At 40.7% G+C, this 15709-nt stretch carries 13 protein-coding genes; 6 read left to right on the forward strand and 7 right to left on the reverse strand.

What is annotated here, in order from left to right:
• Positions 1 to 400: 400 nt before the first annotated feature.
• From BGP15_RS10220 to BGP15_RS10240, 5 genes are all read left to right on the forward strand, one after another.
• On the forward strand, positions 401 to 3490 hold the full coding sequence (locus BGP15_RS10220; RefSeq protein ID WP_286769443.1) for a SusC/RagA family TonB-linked outer membrane protein: 3090 nt from the start codon (positions 401 to 403) through the stop codon (positions 3488 to 3490).
• 23 nt (positions 3491 to 3513) lie between these two features.
• A complete protein-coding gene (locus BGP15_RS10225) occupies positions 3514 to 5259 on the forward strand; it encodes a RagB/SusD family nutrient uptake outer membrane protein (RefSeq protein WP_115046555.1) in 1746 nt (581 codons plus the stop codon).
• Between the two features lie 169 nt (positions 5260 to 5428).
• Positions 5429 to 6730 (forward strand): ribosome biogenesis GTPase Der, encoded by a 1302-nt coding sequence (gene der / locus BGP15_RS10230; RefSeq protein ID WP_112375434.1) that lies wholly within the window; start codon positions 5429 to 5431, stop codon positions 6728 to 6730.
• 21 nt (positions 6731 to 6751) lie between these two features.
• A complete protein-coding gene (cysS, locus tag BGP15_RS10235) occupies positions 6752 to 8218 on the forward strand; it encodes a cysteine--tRNA ligase (protein ID WP_286769444.1) in 1467 nt (488 codons plus the stop codon).
• Positions 8219 to 8339: 121 nt separating this feature from the next.
• Positions 8340 to 9227 carry a DUF4440 domain-containing protein gene (locus tag BGP15_RS10240; protein ID WP_286769445.1) on the forward strand — a complete coding sequence of 296 codons (888 nt, stop codon included), beginning with the start codon at positions 8340 to 8342 and terminating at the stop codon, positions 9225 to 9227.
• Between the two features lie 80 nt (positions 9228 to 9307).
• Here BGP15_RS10240 and BGP15_RS10245 read toward each other — a convergent pair whose 3' ends face one another.
• Complete coding sequence (locus tag BGP15_RS10245; RefSeq protein ID WP_112374932.1) at positions 9308 to 10657, reverse strand: peptidylprolyl isomerase; 1350 nt, start codon at positions 10655 to 10657, stop codon at positions 9308 to 9310.
• A 480-nt stretch (positions 10658 to 11137) separates the two neighbouring features.
• On the opposite strand from BGP15_RS10245, the gene BGP15_RS10250 reads away from it, so the two are divergent.
• Positions 11138 to 12229: a lactonase family protein gene (locus BGP15_RS10250; protein ID WP_286769446.1), complete on the forward strand. Its 1092-nt coding sequence runs from the start codon at positions 11138 to 11140 to the stop codon at positions 12227 to 12229.
• Between the two features lie 58 nt (positions 12230 to 12287).
• On the opposite strand, the gene mnhG is transcribed toward BGP15_RS10250, so the two are convergent.
• From mnhG to BGP15_RS10280, 6 genes are read right to left on the reverse strand one after another with little or no spacing between them, the layout of a single operon-like run.
• Complete coding sequence (gene mnhG / locus BGP15_RS10255; RefSeq protein ID WP_046671613.1) at positions 12288 to 12638, reverse strand: monovalent cation/H(+) antiporter subunit G; 351 nt, start codon at positions 12636 to 12638, stop codon at positions 12288 to 12290.
• Positions 12631 to 12906 carry a monovalent cation/H+ antiporter complex subunit F gene (locus BGP15_RS10260; RefSeq protein WP_046671612.1) on the reverse strand — a complete coding sequence of 92 codons (276 nt, stop codon included), beginning with the start codon at positions 12904 to 12906 and terminating at the stop codon, positions 12631 to 12633. The genes mnhG and BGP15_RS10260 overlap by 8 nt, the downstream gene beginning before the upstream one ends.
• Positions 12903 to 13361: a Na+/H+ antiporter subunit E gene (locus tag BGP15_RS10265; protein WP_227550155.1), complete on the reverse strand. Its 459-nt coding sequence runs from the start codon at positions 13359 to 13361 to the stop codon at positions 12903 to 12905. The genes BGP15_RS10260 and BGP15_RS10265 overlap by 4 nt, the downstream gene beginning before the upstream one ends.
• A 19-nt stretch (positions 13362 to 13380) precedes the next feature.
• Positions 13381 to 14889, reverse strand: coding sequence for a proton-conducting transporter transmembrane domain-containing protein (locus BGP15_RS10270; RefSeq protein ID WP_112374930.1), 1509 nt, complete (start codon positions 14887 to 14889; stop codon positions 13381 to 13383).
• Positions 14886 to 15242 carry a Na+/H+ antiporter subunit C gene (locus BGP15_RS10275; RefSeq protein WP_046671609.1) on the reverse strand — a complete coding sequence of 119 codons (357 nt, stop codon included), beginning with the start codon at positions 15240 to 15242 and terminating at the stop codon, positions 14886 to 14888. The genes BGP15_RS10270 and BGP15_RS10275 overlap by 4 nt, the downstream gene beginning before the upstream one ends.
• A complete protein-coding gene (locus BGP15_RS10280; protein WP_286769447.1) occupies positions 15242 to 15664 on the reverse strand; it encodes a Na+/H+ antiporter subunit B in 423 nt (140 codons plus the stop codon). The genes BGP15_RS10275 and BGP15_RS10280 overlap by 1 nt, the downstream gene beginning before the upstream one ends.
• Positions 15665 to 15709 lie beyond the last annotated feature (45 nt).

Consider the following 15709-nt stretch of genomic DNA (forward strand, 5'->3'; position numbering starts at 1 on the left):
TCGTCGGGCTCATAACCCGAAGGTCACTAGTTCGAGTCTGGTCCCCGCTACTAAAAGAAAAAAGCCGAGGTAAATATCTTGGCTTTTTTTTGTGTCCTAAATCACGCTATAATACCACCTGTCTTTCAGGATTATCTTTTTCCTGCTCGTCTAAATTTCTCATTGTCGACTGTCCTGAGGTTGTTAAAAAACTGTCTTTTGCTGTTAGTTAATCGCTCTAATTTTTTGATAGTGGATTGTACTGTAAAATGTGTGTTTATGCAATCGTTTGTTTAATTGGCGCAATCGATTTCGTTGCTGCTAAATTTTGATATACTGTCATCATCCTTTAGTTTTAGCATTCATGTACCTAAATTTTGATTAGCACGCTAATCAATTTTTAAACTAACTATTAAATATTATGATTTCAAAGATTCTCGACAATCACAAGTTGAGTCTGTTATCATTAGCTTTACTCATTACAAGTACACACAACTCGGCTAATGCTAATGGTCTTACGTTTCCAAACAACAATATTTTGTTGAATGACGCGGTTTATCAACAAAAAGTGAATGGAAAAGTGCAGTCAACAGACGGCCCATTGGCTGGTGCAACCATTAGTGTTAAGGGGAGCGCTAAATCGACATCGGCAGGAGTAGATGGACGGTTTACCATAGATGCTAAAAATGGTGATGTACTGGTCGTTACAAGTGTTGGTTATAAAACACAGGAAGTGACGGTGACAGGACCGGTTGTTAACATCAATCTGGAGTCTAATAGTGAAGCACTTCAGGAAGTTGTTGTCGTTGGGTATGGAACACAACAGAAAAAAGAAAGTTTAACTGGTGCCCTTCAGGCTGTTAAGGGAAACAAATTACGTGATGTCACTACGCCGTCGGTTGAGAATATGCTGAATGGTAAGGCTGCCGGTGTATATGTTGCACCAGGGGCTGGTAAACCGGGGTCAAATGGTGGTGTTGTGATTCGTGGTCAGGCAACCCTAAGCGGTACGACGAGTCCGTTGTGGGTTATTGATGGTGTTATCGTTGGCTCAAGCCCAGGTGATATCAATCCAGATGACATTGAATCATTGACTATCCTAAAAGACGCTGCCTCAACATCTATTTATGGTTCTCAGGGTGCAAATGGTGTTGTTGTCGTTACAACAAAAAATCCTTCGGCTTCCAAAACAAGCATTAGTTTTTCTACAAAAATGGGTATCAACCAACTTTCCAATGGACACATGGAAATGATGGACGGGGCTGAACTTTATGACTACTTTGCTTCATTTTCGAATCCCGCTGATATCAAATTCCCACGTTGGAATTCGGACTTGCGCAATAGCAATTTTGATTGGTGGAAGCTGGCAACGAAGACCGGATTTGTCCAAAACCACAATTTATCCATTCAGGGAGGAAATGATAAACTACAGTCTTATTTGTCTTTAGGGTACTACAACGAAGCCGGTGCTGTAAAAGGGTATGATTACGATCGTTATAACTTTAGATTACGTACCAACTATAAGCCTTTTGACTGGTTGACCATCAAGCCATCTATTGCCGGTTCGAGACGTGCGGTAGATGATCGTCAATATGATGTCAATGCCATGTATGGAAACCTACCTTGGGATAGTCCATACGATGCAAATGGAAATTTAGTGCCACACCGTTATAGTGGCTGGGTCAATAATGCAAGCACGAATTACTTGTATGACTTGCAATGGAATCATAGTGCCAATACCAATTATGAATTTATGGGTAACTTAGATTTCGATGTCAAATTAACGGATTGGTTGACCTTCTCTTCTGTCAACAATTATCGCTACAATACGTATTCTGACAGTGGTTATCAAGATCCGCGATCAAACAGCGGTGAAAGTGTAATTGGTCGTGTGACGGATTACCGCATGGAGTTTGCACGTCGTTATACCAACCAAATCTTGCGTTTCAACAAGACTTGGGATAAACATAGCCTGAATGGATTGGCTGCATACGAATTTAACGACTACTGGACCAAAACCTTAGATGCTTACGGAACGGGTATTGTCAATGGTTTCGAGGTATTGGATGTTGTTGCAAAACCAGAACGTACGAAAGGTGGAATTTCCGAATGGGCAGTACAGTCATTCTTGTCGAATGCAAACTATGCATACGATAATAAATATCTGGCACAGGTGTCGTTTCGTCGAGATGGGGCATCCAATTTTGGTACCAATGCGAAATACGGAAATTTCTTTTCAATCAGCGGTGGTTGGAATATCAATAAAGAAGAGTGGTTCAAGGCTGATTGGGTAGATAACTTAAAACTGCGGGCGGCTTACGGATCAGTAGGTAATAGACCGAGCTCATTATATCCACAATATAGCCTTTATTCGGTATCGGCATCATCAAGCTATAATGGAATACCAGGGGCATTAATTAGCCAAATCGGTAATAAAGATCTGACTTGGGAAAAAACATACACAACAGGATTTGGTGTGGATGCAGCCTTATTTAAGAATAGGCTAAGACTTAATGTTGATTATTACGATAAGAAGACTGATAATGTGCTTTATCAAGTGCCGATCAGTGGTCTGACAGGTGTCACTTCTATCTGGAAAAATATTGGTAAGATGCAAAACCGGGGTATTGAATTGACCATCGGTGGCGATATCGTTCGCAATGATAATGTACATTGGAGTTTGGATGTTAATTTAAGTCACAATGTGAATAAATTGACGGAGCTATTTGCGACAAAAGATGCCAATGGTAATCTTGTTTCGAAACCAATTATCGCAGGGGACGGATCAGGGATAGCTGGATCGGCGCAACGTTTGCTTCAACCTGGTTATCCGGTAGATACCTATTATCTAAAAGAATGGGCTGGTGTCAATGTTGATAATGGTTTGCCGATGTGGTACAGATACGAGACAGATGCCAATGGCAATGAAACGAGGACTACAACGTCGAACTATTCCAATGCAACTTTCCGTAATGCAGGAAAAGGAAATGCAGATCTCTTTGGCGGTTTCAGTACAGCCTTAAGTTATAAGCAGTTTGATCTAAATGCCGTGTTCGGGTTCTCTTTGGGCGGTAAGTTGTATAATTATTCGCGCCAAGAATTTGACTCGGATGGAACTTATACCGATCGTAATCAGATGAAGTTACAGGATGGTTGGAGCCGCTGGGAAAAACCCGGTGATGTTGCTACTCATCCGATAGCAAGATACGATAACCAAGATAAAGGTAATTCACCGTCAACACGCTTCTTGGAAAGTAACAATTTCTTAAAAATGAGATCCTTGACTTTGGGTTACAACTTCGATCTGAAAAAGTATAACATCAAAAATTTACGTGTATTCTTAGCTGGAGAGAATTTGTTTACGATTACAAACTACTCGGGTGTTGATCCGGAGCTTCCATTGACTGAACCAGATGGTAAAGGCGGGGGGGGTCAAATGATCAGATCTACAGGCGTCTCTGTATATCCAATGGTTCGTAAATACATGTTCGGCGCAAGTGTGACATTTTAATTTTAACGTTTAGAAAATCAATAATGAAAAAGATATTAATCGGACTTTTGATCGCATCGGCAGTATCCTCCTGCGATATCGATCGTCTTCCTTATACTTCGATGGACGAAGAGAATATTGTGAGTAATCCTGATGCCATGGTAACAGGTACTTATGCGCAGTTAAAAGCTTGGTCCGACCCAATGCACCGTCTTGGTGAATACGCTGGTGATAATATGATGATCCGCGGGTCATCGACAGACGCATTTTACGAATTTATCTCCTATGCGAGAACACCTAATAATTACCGTTTGCAGAACTTCTGGGATAGCGGTTATAAAGCTATCGCGCAATCTTCGAACGTCATTAAGATGTTTGCCGAAGGTCAAAGTGAAGAGATGGATAATAAATTGGGTGAATGTTATTACATCCGTGGAATGATGTATTTTTACCTTTGCCGTGCGTTCGGGAAGCCTTATTACCAAAGTCCCGAGACAAACTTGGGTGTTCCAATTGTCAACGGTACACCTGAAGATGTATTCAATGATTTGAACTTGCCAGACCGTGCGTCTGTAAAAGATACCTATGCGCAAGCAATCAGTGATCTGAAGAAAGCAGAAGCTTTATTGAAGATCGATAAAGGGGCAGTGTATGCTTCAAAGGGGGCGGCACAAGCAATGCTTTCCCGTATATACCTGTATATGAGCGGCACGTATAAAAATCCAAATGCAGAATATGCACGTCTTTCTGTAGAATACGCAGACAAGGTGATTAATTCAGGTAAATATGTTCTATTGGCTCGTGAGCAATTCATGAAATACAATACCTTTAGACCAGAAGATAACAAAGAGACGATCTTTGCGGTGAAACGTGTCGCTTCTGAATTTTCAGGTGATGATCACTATTATGGTATTGGTGGTATGTACTCCAATATCGGTGGTATGGGCTGGGGCGAGATGTATTCCAGTGCCAAGTACATTGATTTATTAAATGAAACAGGTCGCAATGACTGGAGACCTGATCATTATACGATTGTCGATGCACGTGCGGCCTTTATTGAACCTACTTATTCCAAAGATAAGGCCGGCAAATACTCAACTGTGTTTCGATTTATCAAACAAGATATACCTGCGAAAGCCGGTGATCCTAAAACAATGAGCTATCTGCAAATTCCAGTTGTAATTAACGGAAATACTGTTGTTGCACGAGAAGTCAAAAAGATAGGTGATAATGAGGTTGTTAAAGAATATACATTGACGGCAATTAATGCTAATCAACAGACCTATTCAATTACTTATGAAGATGGCAATACCTACTCCGGTATGATCGATTACTATATTTCCTTAAACCGTGCTTATCCACAATTCTATATTGTGAAATGCTCACGTGAAGGCGAGGAGTCGCAATTGCACTCACCTGTAATCAGCCGCTTGGGTGAAATTTATTTAAATCGCGCAGAGGCTAATGCAAAATTAGGTAATTATGGTGCTGCGCTAAATGATTTAAATACCATCAGAAATCGTTCTATTGTCAATGGGGGATATACTTCAATTGATGCTACCAATGCAAGTAAACTGATCGACAAAGAGCGTCAGTTGGAATTGGCTTACCAGGCTGAACGCAGTTATGATGTGTTTCGTAATGGCTTGCCGTTAAATAGAACTTATCCTGGGCCACAAAAACAATTTGAGGATATTGTGCCGACAGATTTTAGAGTGACTTATTTTATTCCACAGGATGCGATCAATTCATATCCAGGGAAATTGACTCAGAATCCAACGTCTAATTAGGCGAATATTGATAATTTAAACCCTATAAATGGCTTTACTTCACGGTAAAGCCATTTTTGTTTTTGTGTCGCGATAATCCCTTTCGAATCCGTATCTTTGTTCCCTTAAGTATATTTTTAGCATAAAAGTGCCACCTGCTGTGATAGTGGGTGGATCAAATAAAATAAATATGGCAAATATTGTTGCAATTGTTGGTCGTCCAAATGTTGGTAAATCTACCTTATTCAATCGTCTTACAGAAAGTAGAAAAGCGATTGTTGATGACTTTAGCGGGGTGACGCGCGACCGTCATTATGAAACAGCCGAGTGGATCGGAAAGAAATTTACAGTAATTGATACAGGTGGTTTTGTACATGGTTCGGATGATGTCTTTGAAGAGGCTATTCGTGATCAGGTCTATATCGCTATTGAAGAAGCTTCGGTCGTTATATTCATGGTGGATGTCACCACTGGCATTACCGACTTGGATGACGAAATCGCTGATATTCTGAGAAGAAGTTCTAAGCCCGTGTATGTCGTGGCTAATAAAGTCGATCACGCTAAATTGCACCATGAATCGGCAGAGTTTTATGCTTTTGGTTTAGGTGAGGTTTTTAATATCTCGTCGGCTACAGGATCCGGTACAGGTGAATTGTTGGATGCTGTTGTTTCTCATTTTGAAGTGGAAGAGGAAGAAGAAGAATCTTTACCGAAATATACCATCGTGGGGCGCCCGAATGTGGGTAAATCCTCCTTGACAAATGCCTTGATCGGCAAAGATCGCAATATTGTAACGCCAATGGCCGGGACAACACGTGATTCAATCCGTATACATTACAATCAATATGGACATAACTTTTTATTGATCGATACTGCTGGTCTTCGTCGTAAGTCCAAAGTAAATGAAGATATTGAGTTTTATTCAGTGATGCGTACCATCAAAGCTTTGGAAGATTCTGATGTGACAATTTTAATGCTTGACGCACAGGATGGATTAGAAGCGCAGGACGTTAATATTTTCAACTTGGCGGAGAAGAACCGCAAAGGTATTGTCATTGTTGTCAATAAGTGGGATTTGATCGAAAAAGACAATAAGACAATGAAGGCTTTCGAAGATCGTATCAAAGAGAAAATAGCACCATTTACAGATGTGCCTATTATCTTTACTTCCGTAACCGAAAAACAACGTGTTCTTAAGGTGTTGGAAGTTGCGGATAAGGTATACGCCAACAAGACCAAAAAGATCCCTACTTCCAAGTTGAATGAAGTGATGTTGGATATTATCGAGAATTATCCACCCCCATCCTTAAAAGGTAAATATATCAAAATTAAATATGCAACACAGTTGCCTGGACGGACACCGATGTTTGCATTCTTCTGTAATCTGCCACAATACATCAAAGATCCATACAAACGTTTTATTGAAAACAAATTGCGTGAGCACTTTGACTTTACAGGTGTGCCAATTCAAATATATTTCAGACAAAAATAGATTTCCAAGCAGCGATTAAACATGGACCATAATCTCTATTTATACAATACGCTTTCGCGAACAAAAGAAAAATTCGAACCTATTCATCCCAACCTCGTTGGTATGTACGTATGTGGACCCACCGTATACAGTGATGTGCATTTGGGTAACTGTCGGACGTTTGTATCTTTTGATTTGATTTTTAGATACTTGCGTCATCTTGGTTATAAAGTGCGTTATGTGCGCAATATTACAGATGCGGGGCATTTGGAAGGCGATCGTGATGAAGGGGATGACAAATTTGCAAAAAAAGCAAAATTGGAACAATTGGAGCCGATGGAAATCGTTCAAAAGTATACGATAGGTTTTCATGACGTATTGCGTCTTTTCAATACGTTGCCACCGAGTATTGAGCCTACTGCGACAGGACATATCTCCGAGCAGATCGAAATGATCGAACAGATTATCGAGAATGGTTATGCCTATGAGCGGAATGGTACAGTCTATTTTGATGTTGAAAAATACGTTGAAACATACGATTATACGATATTGACCAATCGTAAATTGGAGGATATGCTCAATAATACCCGTGAATTGAGTGGTCAGGATGAGAAAAAGGGGCGTTTGGACTTTGCCTTGTGGATCAAAGCAAAGCCTGAAACGATTATGCGTTGGCCCGCACCTTGGAGTGTTGGCTTTCCGGGTTGGCATATCGAATGTTCGGCCATGAGCAGAAAGTACCTAGGTGATCAATTTGATATTCATGGCGGTGGAATGGATTTGGCAGCAACCCATCATACCAATGAAATTGCACAGTCCGAAGCATGTAACCATACGAGCCCTGCCAAATATTGGATGCACACGAATATGTTGACTGTCAACGGTGCGCGTATGTCCAAATCTGCAGGGAATGGATTTTTGCCGGGAGAGCTATTTACTGGAAATCATCCCTTATTGAATAGAGGCTATTCGCCGATGGCTGTACGTTTCTTTATGTTACAGGCCCATTATAGAAGTACGTTGGATTTCTCCAATGAGGCGCTGGATGCGGCCGACAAGGGGTATAAAAGGCTGATGACTGCAATCAGTCTATTAGACAAATTGAAGGTGTCGAAAGGTGCTGATTCATTCAATTTGGCTGAAATTCGCCGTAAATGTTACGCGGCTATGGATGACGACTTTAATAGCCCTGTACTCATTGCTGAATTATTTGAAATTGTACGTATCATCAACTCGATTTATGATGGTAAAGCGAAAGTAACGGCAGAAGGATTGGAGGGCCTTAAACTATTCATGAAAGAATTTGTAGAGGATATTCTAGGCCTTCGAAACGATCAGACTTCAGCATCCGATGATATCGATGACCTCATGAATCTGGTCATCAAGCTACGTAATGAAGCAAAAGCAAATAAAGACTTCGTCACCTCAGATCGTATTCGTGATGAGCTTAATTCTATTGGAATTCAATTGAAAGATAGTAAGGAAGGAACACTTTGGAATAAGATTTGATAGATAAGAAATCGAATTTATACAAGAGGAATGCAATGGAATATTCTTATTGGGAAAACACGTTATCTGTGGAAACCAATGGATATTCCATATCACCTTTAAAAGAAAGATCATTTTGCATATGAATTTTTGGAATAGGCTATCCGTCGTCGCATTGATGAGTGTTGCTGGTACAACACTCATCAATGCGCAGATACCTGAGAAAGTTGGAAGCCTATTGCAGGCCGATAAGGATGCTGCTGCCTTGGCGAAAGCGTCTACGCCACACCAGGCGTTTCTTTCGATCATTGATAAGGAATCTACGTTTTATGTCCCATCGGCAGTAAATGCCTATAACTATCTGAATAATAGACCAAATATTCCCGATGTTTTAAATTGGCAGCCTACCTTTGCGTTGATTGCTAAAAGTCAGGAGTTTGGTGTGACTTCGGGGTCTATGGACTTTCAGAAAGTAGGCGCAAGATTGCGTCATGGAGAATACTTGACTGTCTGGAAACGCAACAAAAAAGGTAAGTGGCTGGTCGATATTCGTGCCGAAGTTGAAAACAACGGGAACGACGGGGAGTTTGATCTTGAATATATCGAACCTACCGACTCGTGGTATCTGAAGCATCGTTCTAAAGTACGCTTAAACCAGCGTGAAGATATTGTCCTGGAGACAGACAAATTGATGTCAACCGTTTTGAAAGCCGACAATCCAACCGCATATAAGGAGTTTTTAAGTGAGGATGTCCGGTTTTTGTTCCCTTGGACCAATCCGATGGAAGGAAAGGCTAAAATGATGGCCTATCTCAAAAAACAACGCATGACGATAGAGACAGTCCCCGAAGAAGTAAAACGTTCATATAGTGGCGATTTTGCCTATACCAAGGGAACTGCAACGGTGCGACAAAAGGATAAGGTGGTGAAGTATAATTATATTCGTATCTGGCAATTGAGTGAATTAGCGAAGGATGATGTGAAGAAAGCGAACTGGAATATTCTGATCGAGATGATGTTTGAGAAATAATAGGACGATTGCAACATAAAAAAAGGGCTTGAATATATACTATTCAAGCCCTTTTTTTATAGGATAAGTGTATTGTACACTTATTGTTTTTTCCATTTTTTCAATCCTTCACTCTGACCGAAATCATCACTGATATTGATGTAGGTGGTCTTCAATTTATCATCGAACCATTTGCTCAGATTACGATTGGTTTTATCCTGAACGGCGGCTTCTTTGATCTTTGTGAAATCCTCGTCCAAGTTCGCTTTGTGCGGTGGTATGCGTGTTTTCAGGTAATTGAAACGGTAACCAACATCGCCCATTTTGTCTGTAAATTGCTCTGGTTTGGAGTATTCTCCCGGTTTTAGCGGATCGATTGCTGTAAATACTGATTTCTCCAAGCCATCCATAGGAATTACGGTTGTGCGGCTTGAACCCTCTTGATTTAGGATCATACCACCATTGAATTTACTCTCCTCCGCATCAGAATAATTTGTAGCGGCATGATAGAAATCCATTTTTTTGTCAACGACCAATTTATAGATACTGTCCAATTTATTTTTTGTCCGTTCTAATGCTGCAGGGCCAGGATTGATCTTCATCAGGATATGGCGTGTGTGTACCTCTTCGCCACGTCTTTCCAGCACCTGAATAATATGAAAGCCATATTTGGATTCGACAATAGGTGATATTTCTCCCGGTTTTAATTTAAAAGCCATGGCAGAGAATTCTTTGACATAATTATCACGTGTACCAAAGCCTAAATCACCGCCATAGGGGGCAGATCCGGGATCTTGAGAGTATATACGAGCCATTGTACCAAAGTCGGAGCCATCTACAATCTGTTTGCGGATACCTTCAATCTTCTCGCGCTGTTCCTTTTTCTCTGCATCGGTCAATTTGGGCATCATGACAATTTCACCGATTTCTACCTCGGTATTGAAGTAAGGGAGACTGTCTTTATTCAAGCCCTCAAAATAACGCTTTACTTCCAATGGAGTTACATCTATTTTGGAAACGATGTTTTGTCTCATTTTCTGTGCTTTTAATTGCTCGAAAACACTAGGACGCATCTCTTCTTTGTATTGTAATAAGGAACGGTTGAGGAATTTTTCAAGGCGTTCTTGCCCTCCTGCCTGTTGTGACATGTGGCGCAGACGCGCATTGAGGTTGTCATCCACTTCGGTCTCGGTTACATCGATGGAGTCAATTACGGCTTGTTGTGATAATAATTTTTGGACAATTAACTGTTCCAATATACCATCTTTATAGTTTTCATCTGGTTTATTCCCTTGCGCCAACCATTGAGAATATTGCATATCCACGTCGGACTGTAAGATAATGCCCGATCCAACCGTTGCTACAACGCGATCAATAACTTGACGTTGCGCAAGACTGGCCTGAATTGATGCAAACAGCAATAAAAACAATATATAAATGTTTTTTTTCATCCGTATAAATTATTTATGATATTTATGAGTGATCTTCATTTATATAAATGAACTCGTTTCACTCGGTTATTTGTTCATCATTTATTTTTTGTCACAAGCATTCGCGTTGCCTTCGGCGGTATGCGTAGTATTTGTGTTCAATATATACTTTTTTGAACAACAGCACAAAATTATCAGATTATATGAATTATTCGTACTTTTATTTAACAATATTTTTGTATTCCCAATATTTTAAATGGGTGATTTTAGAATTGTTAAAATTGATGTGCTAAAATACGCATTTGCCTATTAGAAAGGACGGTTTTAACCAAATTTAACAAGTCTATTGACGATATTTACGCCCGTAAAATGGCGTGATTTTAGATCCTCACACTGCGGAATTAATGGGGAAATTTGAGTGGGATCTCGTATAATTTAGAAACAAACTTGATGTAACGGCTCATTCAACAAATGAGTAGCTACATTTATAAAATAATTTCAATGAAAAAAGCATTTGTTTATTTGATGACAATTTTACCTCTGGCTAGTTTTGCGCAACAGATTCCCATGTTTGTGGGAACATATACGAGTAAAACCGCGAGCAAGGGCATCTATATTTATAATTTTGATGTTAAAACTGGTGAAACAACCTTGTCGAGCACACAAGAAAGTAAAGATCCATCCTTTTTGGCGCGAAATAATAACTTTATTTATGTCGTTAATGAGGTTCCAAATCAAGAGGGGACTGTTTCTGCCTATTCTTTTAAGGACGGTCATTTAACTTTTCTAAACTCACTTCCTTCTGGAGGGGAGTCGCCTTGTTTTGTTGAAGTACATCCGAAGGGTAGCTTGCTCGCTGTGGCAAATTATACAGGCGGCTCTGCAGCTTTGTTTGATTTAGAAAGTAATGGTGTGTTAAGCAAAAGAGCGCGTTTAATACAACACGAGGGTAAGGGGGTGGATCCCGTACGCCAAGAAAAGCCACATGTACATTCTACTTTTTTCTCCAATAAAGGGGATAAGTTGTACGTCCAAGATCTTGGTTTGGATGAGATTTCTATTTATCCGTTGAATAAAGCGGGAAATGTCTATAGTCTTGCTGATGAATCGGAAGATGTCTTTACTCCAGCTGGAGGAGGACCACGTCATATCGTGTTTGATAAGAAAGAGAAATTCCTATATGTCGTCCTGGAAATGACCGGTCAAATTGCATCGTATAAGAAAGATGGAGATGCATGGATGTATCAAAGTACTTTTGATATCAACCCCGAAGGTTTTAAAGGAAGTAACGGTGGAGCTGATATTAAGATCTCCGCTGATGGAAAATTTCTGTATGCGACCAACCGCGGCGATGCCAATACAATAGCTACTTTTTCGGTAGAGAAGGACGGCGAATTGAAGAAAATTTCTAATCTTTCAGTGAAAGGCAAAGGACCACGCAATTTCAACCTTTCTCCGGACGGGAAATATCTTTTGGTCGCAAATCAATATACCAATAACATTGTTTTGTTTAGCCGGGATGCCAAAACGGGTTTGTTGACAGATACTGGAAAAGAAATCGCTGTACCAGCTCCTGTTTGTATTATATTTTAATCCAGAAAGGACGTTCTAATAAGAAGAAGATTTTTAGGAATAACTGTATAGGCTTTTCTTAAAAATCTTCCTTTCGACAATCTAATTTACCTTCCTTTTCGAGATCATTTAAGGTGGTACCCTTCCATGTTTTCACACGCTGTATATAAGCTGCTCTGCCAATCATGTGTGCGGCAACCGGGGCTGTTAGGATCAGAAAAAATCCAATGGCTATAGCCTTGGTCGTTACGGATACATCCGGAAAGGTCATGGCTGCACAGATGAGCAAAAGTCCTACACCCAGCGTTGCCGCTTTTACCGTAACCGAAAGACGTAAATAAAAATCGGGCATCCGCAAGATGCCAATAGACGCAAATAGTATGGCCAATGCCCCGATGGTACTGAGTATGGCTAAAGTAATATCAATCATCTTTGCTTTGTTTTTCTAAATAAAATGAAAACGCGATCGTGCCAAGAAATGCGATCAGTGCCAAGATCATGGCAATGTCTAAAAACACTTCCTGCGACGTTCGTATACTATACACGGTAATAATGCCGATCCCGATGGTGATAATGAGATCGAGAGCAATCACACGATCAAATATCTGGGGACCTTTATACAGCCGGATAAATGCCAGTATGACTGAAATAGTCAGGATCGGAAGGATCACATAATCAAAGTAGCTATTTAAAGTCATCTTAAGAGTTCTAAAAGTCTTCGTTCAACATTATTTTTAAGGGTAGAAACAAACTGTTCTTTGCTTTTCATGTACATGACGTGAATAAAGAGCGTTTTTTTATCTTCACTTACGTCGAGGATAAGTGTGCCGGGTGTCAACGAAATAAAGGTTGAAAGCAGGTTTATTTCCAAATCGGTTTTTGCATCCATGGGGTATTTAACAATCGCCGGTTTGATAAAAAACTTGGGTGTTATCACGTCGTAGGCAACCTGCACATTGGCGACAATCATTTCCCACAGGAAAAAAAGAATAAAACTCAATGTTTTGGGTACCCGATAAAAGTAGCGTTGATCCACCTCATTCCTGTTCATCAACCAGAGAATTCCAAATCCCAACATAAAGCCGAATAAGAAGTTGGTATAGTACATCGATCCCGTCAGTGCGACCCAGATAAAGGATAACATGAGGTTCATTAAAAACTGTTTAATCATATCATTTCTGCCCTCCTAATACAGCGTTTATGTAAGGTGATGTGTCCAATAATTGTGTAGCGATCTGATCTGCGACATGGATAATTGATTCGGCGTTGAGTCCGATATACAGGGACGCTGATGCCAAAATAACGACAGGAAGTATGAGCATTGTTCTTTTATAGCCGATCATGCCCGCAAATTTATCCTCAATGATTTCCGGATCGGGGGCATCTTTCCAGAATACCTGTGCCCACATTTTGGCGATGACAAACAAGGTGATAAAACTGCCAATGATCAGGGCTCCCGCGAAAGCATACTTCTCTAAGTGGAAGGCATCTTTGAATAGATAGATTTTAGGCCAAAAGCCCGAGAGCGGCGGGATGCCCACCAGTGAAAAAAGAACAATGGCAAAAAGCAATGAGATCTTTGGGTATTGCGCATAAAGTCCGCCCAGTTTATTCATATCCATGGTACCACGGAGTTGTCGTATAACACCGGCGATGAGGAATAAATTCGTTTTGACCATAATATCATGGATCAGATAGAATACGGCCCCCAATAAGGCCCATTTGCTATACAAGCCCAAACCGCCAATCATAAAACCAATATGGCAAACGATCAAATAGGAAAATAACCTCCGGATATTGGATTTGATCAATGCACCAAAAGCGCCCGTCAGAATAGTCAATATAGCCAGTACGATAAGGAGTTCTTTGGTAAAATGATTGGGAATAAATAATAGGGAAAAGACCCTGAACAAGGCGTAAATCCCAACTTTGGTCAATAAGCCCCCAAATGTCGCTGCTACGGCCGAAGGCGGCGTATGGTAAGAAGAGGGTAACCAGAAATAGAGTGGAAAAACGGCGGATTTAATGCCAAAACCGATCAGGAAAAATGTTGCTGTAATTTCTACTAATGCCTGATTTTGTATTTTGGGGATACGCAGGGCTAAGTCGGCCATGTTTAAGGAACCTGAAATGCCATAAAGTATGCCTATTCCGGTTAGGAAAAATGTGGAGGCCAGGATATTCATGGCCATATATTTTACAGCTCCCTCCAATTGAGATTTTCTACCCCCTAAGGTCATCAGTACAAAAGAGGAAATAATAATGACTTCAAACCATACGTACAGGTTGAAGATGTCACCTGTCAGAAACGCGCCGTTTAGTCCCATCATCAAAAAGTGGAAGATCGGGAAATAGCCATAGAGGATGCGCTGGCGTCCCACACCGACACAGGAAAAGATGGAGACCGCCAAACCTGCTATTGAAGTCAGGAGAACAAGGGTACTGCTGAATAGGTCGGCAACAAAGACAATCCCAAAAGGAGCTTTCCAATTGGCCGCATTCATGGTCAAAATACCACCGTCATAAACCTTGAAGAATAGTTTAAAGGCAAGAATAAGTGCGAGCAAACTTCCACCAACGCTCAGAAAACGTTGTGCAGTGGATTTGCGCCACAACATCAGTTGGACAATAGCAATAAATAAATGCACGATAATCGTGGCAATAATGTGGTTGTCTATCATATATCTTCTTCCTCAGGCGTGTTCAAATCATCCAGATCATCGGTACCCAGCAATGCATATACACGCTTGAGTAAAACGATGGCAAAGGAGGTCAGGCCAAAGCTGATCACGATGGCCGTTAAAATAAGGGCTTGCGGAATCGGGTCCGCATAAATATCGGTGAATACCTTCAAATCGGGGCCTATGATGGGTGGTTTACCCTTAATAATGTTTCCCAATAAGAAGATCAATATATTGGTACCATTGCCCAGTAACATAATACCCAGCAACAATTTCACCATGCTTCGACGCAGGATGAGGTATATTCCGGCAGCATAAAGGATGCCGATCAAGAGTACGAGTATCAGTTCCATTATTCTTCTTCTTCTGTCGTTAAAGCAATTGTAAATAAAATCGTCAGGACAACGCCAATGACAACAAAGTACACACCAAGGTCAAAAAATAAGGCGGTTCCTATCATCCCGATGACGGGAATTTTCTCTTCCAGCCAAAGCCCGGTCATGACGGGATAACCAAAAAATGCAGGTAGGAACATACTGATGGTCGAAATTCCCAGTCCGATGGGGATGAGTGACAGGGGTTTGTATTGAATCAATTTCATGGTATTTTGAGGGCCAAAGGCAAAACTATGCAGGACAAAAGCAATCGAAGCAACCAGGCCGCCCACGAAACCTCCGCCTGGGTAATAATGCCCCCGGAGTAGAAGGAACACCGAGAAAAGTAAAAGTATTGGTAATAAATACCGCGTAGCGGTCTGTAATATTGTACTGTTCATTTGTTATTATTTAGCAATGAGTTGTCCGCTCATTTGTGAATCACC

The organism is Sphingobacterium sp. 40-24 (genome assembly GCF_001899705.1).
GTDB lineage: Bacteria > Bacteroidota > Bacteroidia > Sphingobacteriales > Sphingobacteriaceae > Sphingobacterium > Sphingobacterium multivorum.

What these genes read in the sequence shown, in the direction of transcription:
- BGP15_RS10245 (WP_112374932.1), bottom strand. Translation starts at nt 10,657, where the DNA reads ATGAAAAAAAACATTTATATATTGTTTTTATTGCTGTTTGCATCAATT.
- BGP15_RS10220 (WP_286769443.1), top strand. Translation starts at nt 401, where the DNA reads ATGATTTCAAAGATTCTCGACAATCACAAGTTGAGTCTGTTATCATTA.
- BGP15_RS10265 (WP_227550155.1), bottom strand. Translation starts at nt 13,361, where the DNA reads ATGAACCTCATGTTATCCTTTATCTGGGTCGCACTGACGGGATCGATG.
- der (WP_112375434.1), top strand. Translation starts at nt 5,429, where the DNA reads ATGGCAAATATTGTTGCAATTGTTGGTCGTCCAAATGTTGGTAAATCT.
- BGP15_RS10250 (WP_286769446.1), top strand. Translation starts at nt 11,138, where the DNA reads ATGAAAAAAGCATTTGTTTATTTGATGACAATTTTACCTCTGGCTAGT.
- BGP15_RS10270 (WP_112374930.1), bottom strand. Translation starts at nt 14,889, where the DNA reads ATGATAGACAACCACATTATTGCCACGATTATCGTGCATTTATTTATT.
- BGP15_RS10275 (WP_046671609.1), bottom strand. Translation starts at nt 15,242, where the DNA reads ATGGAACTGATACTCGTACTCTTGATCGGCATCCTTTATGCTGCCGGA.
- cysS (WP_286769444.1), top strand. Translation starts at nt 6,752, where the DNA reads ATGGACCATAATCTCTATTTATACAATACGCTTTCGCGAACAAAAGAA.
- mnhG (WP_046671613.1), bottom strand. Translation starts at nt 12,638, where the DNA reads ATGATTGATATTACTTTAGCCATACTCAGTACCATCGGGGCATTGGCC.
- BGP15_RS10225 (WP_115046555.1), top strand. Translation starts at nt 3,514, where the DNA reads ATGAAAAAGATATTAATCGGACTTTTGATCGCATCGGCAGTATCCTCC.
- BGP15_RS10240 (WP_286769445.1), top strand. Translation starts at nt 8,340, where the DNA reads ATGAATTTTTGGAATAGGCTATCCGTCGTCGCATTGATGAGTGTTGCT.
- BGP15_RS10260 (WP_046671612.1), bottom strand. Translation starts at nt 12,906, where the DNA reads ATGACTTTAAATAGCTACTTTGATTATGTGATCCTTCCGATCCTGACT.
- BGP15_RS10280 (WP_286769447.1), bottom strand. Translation starts at nt 15,664, where the DNA reads ATGAACAGTACAATATTACAGACCGCTACGCGGTATTTATTACCAATA.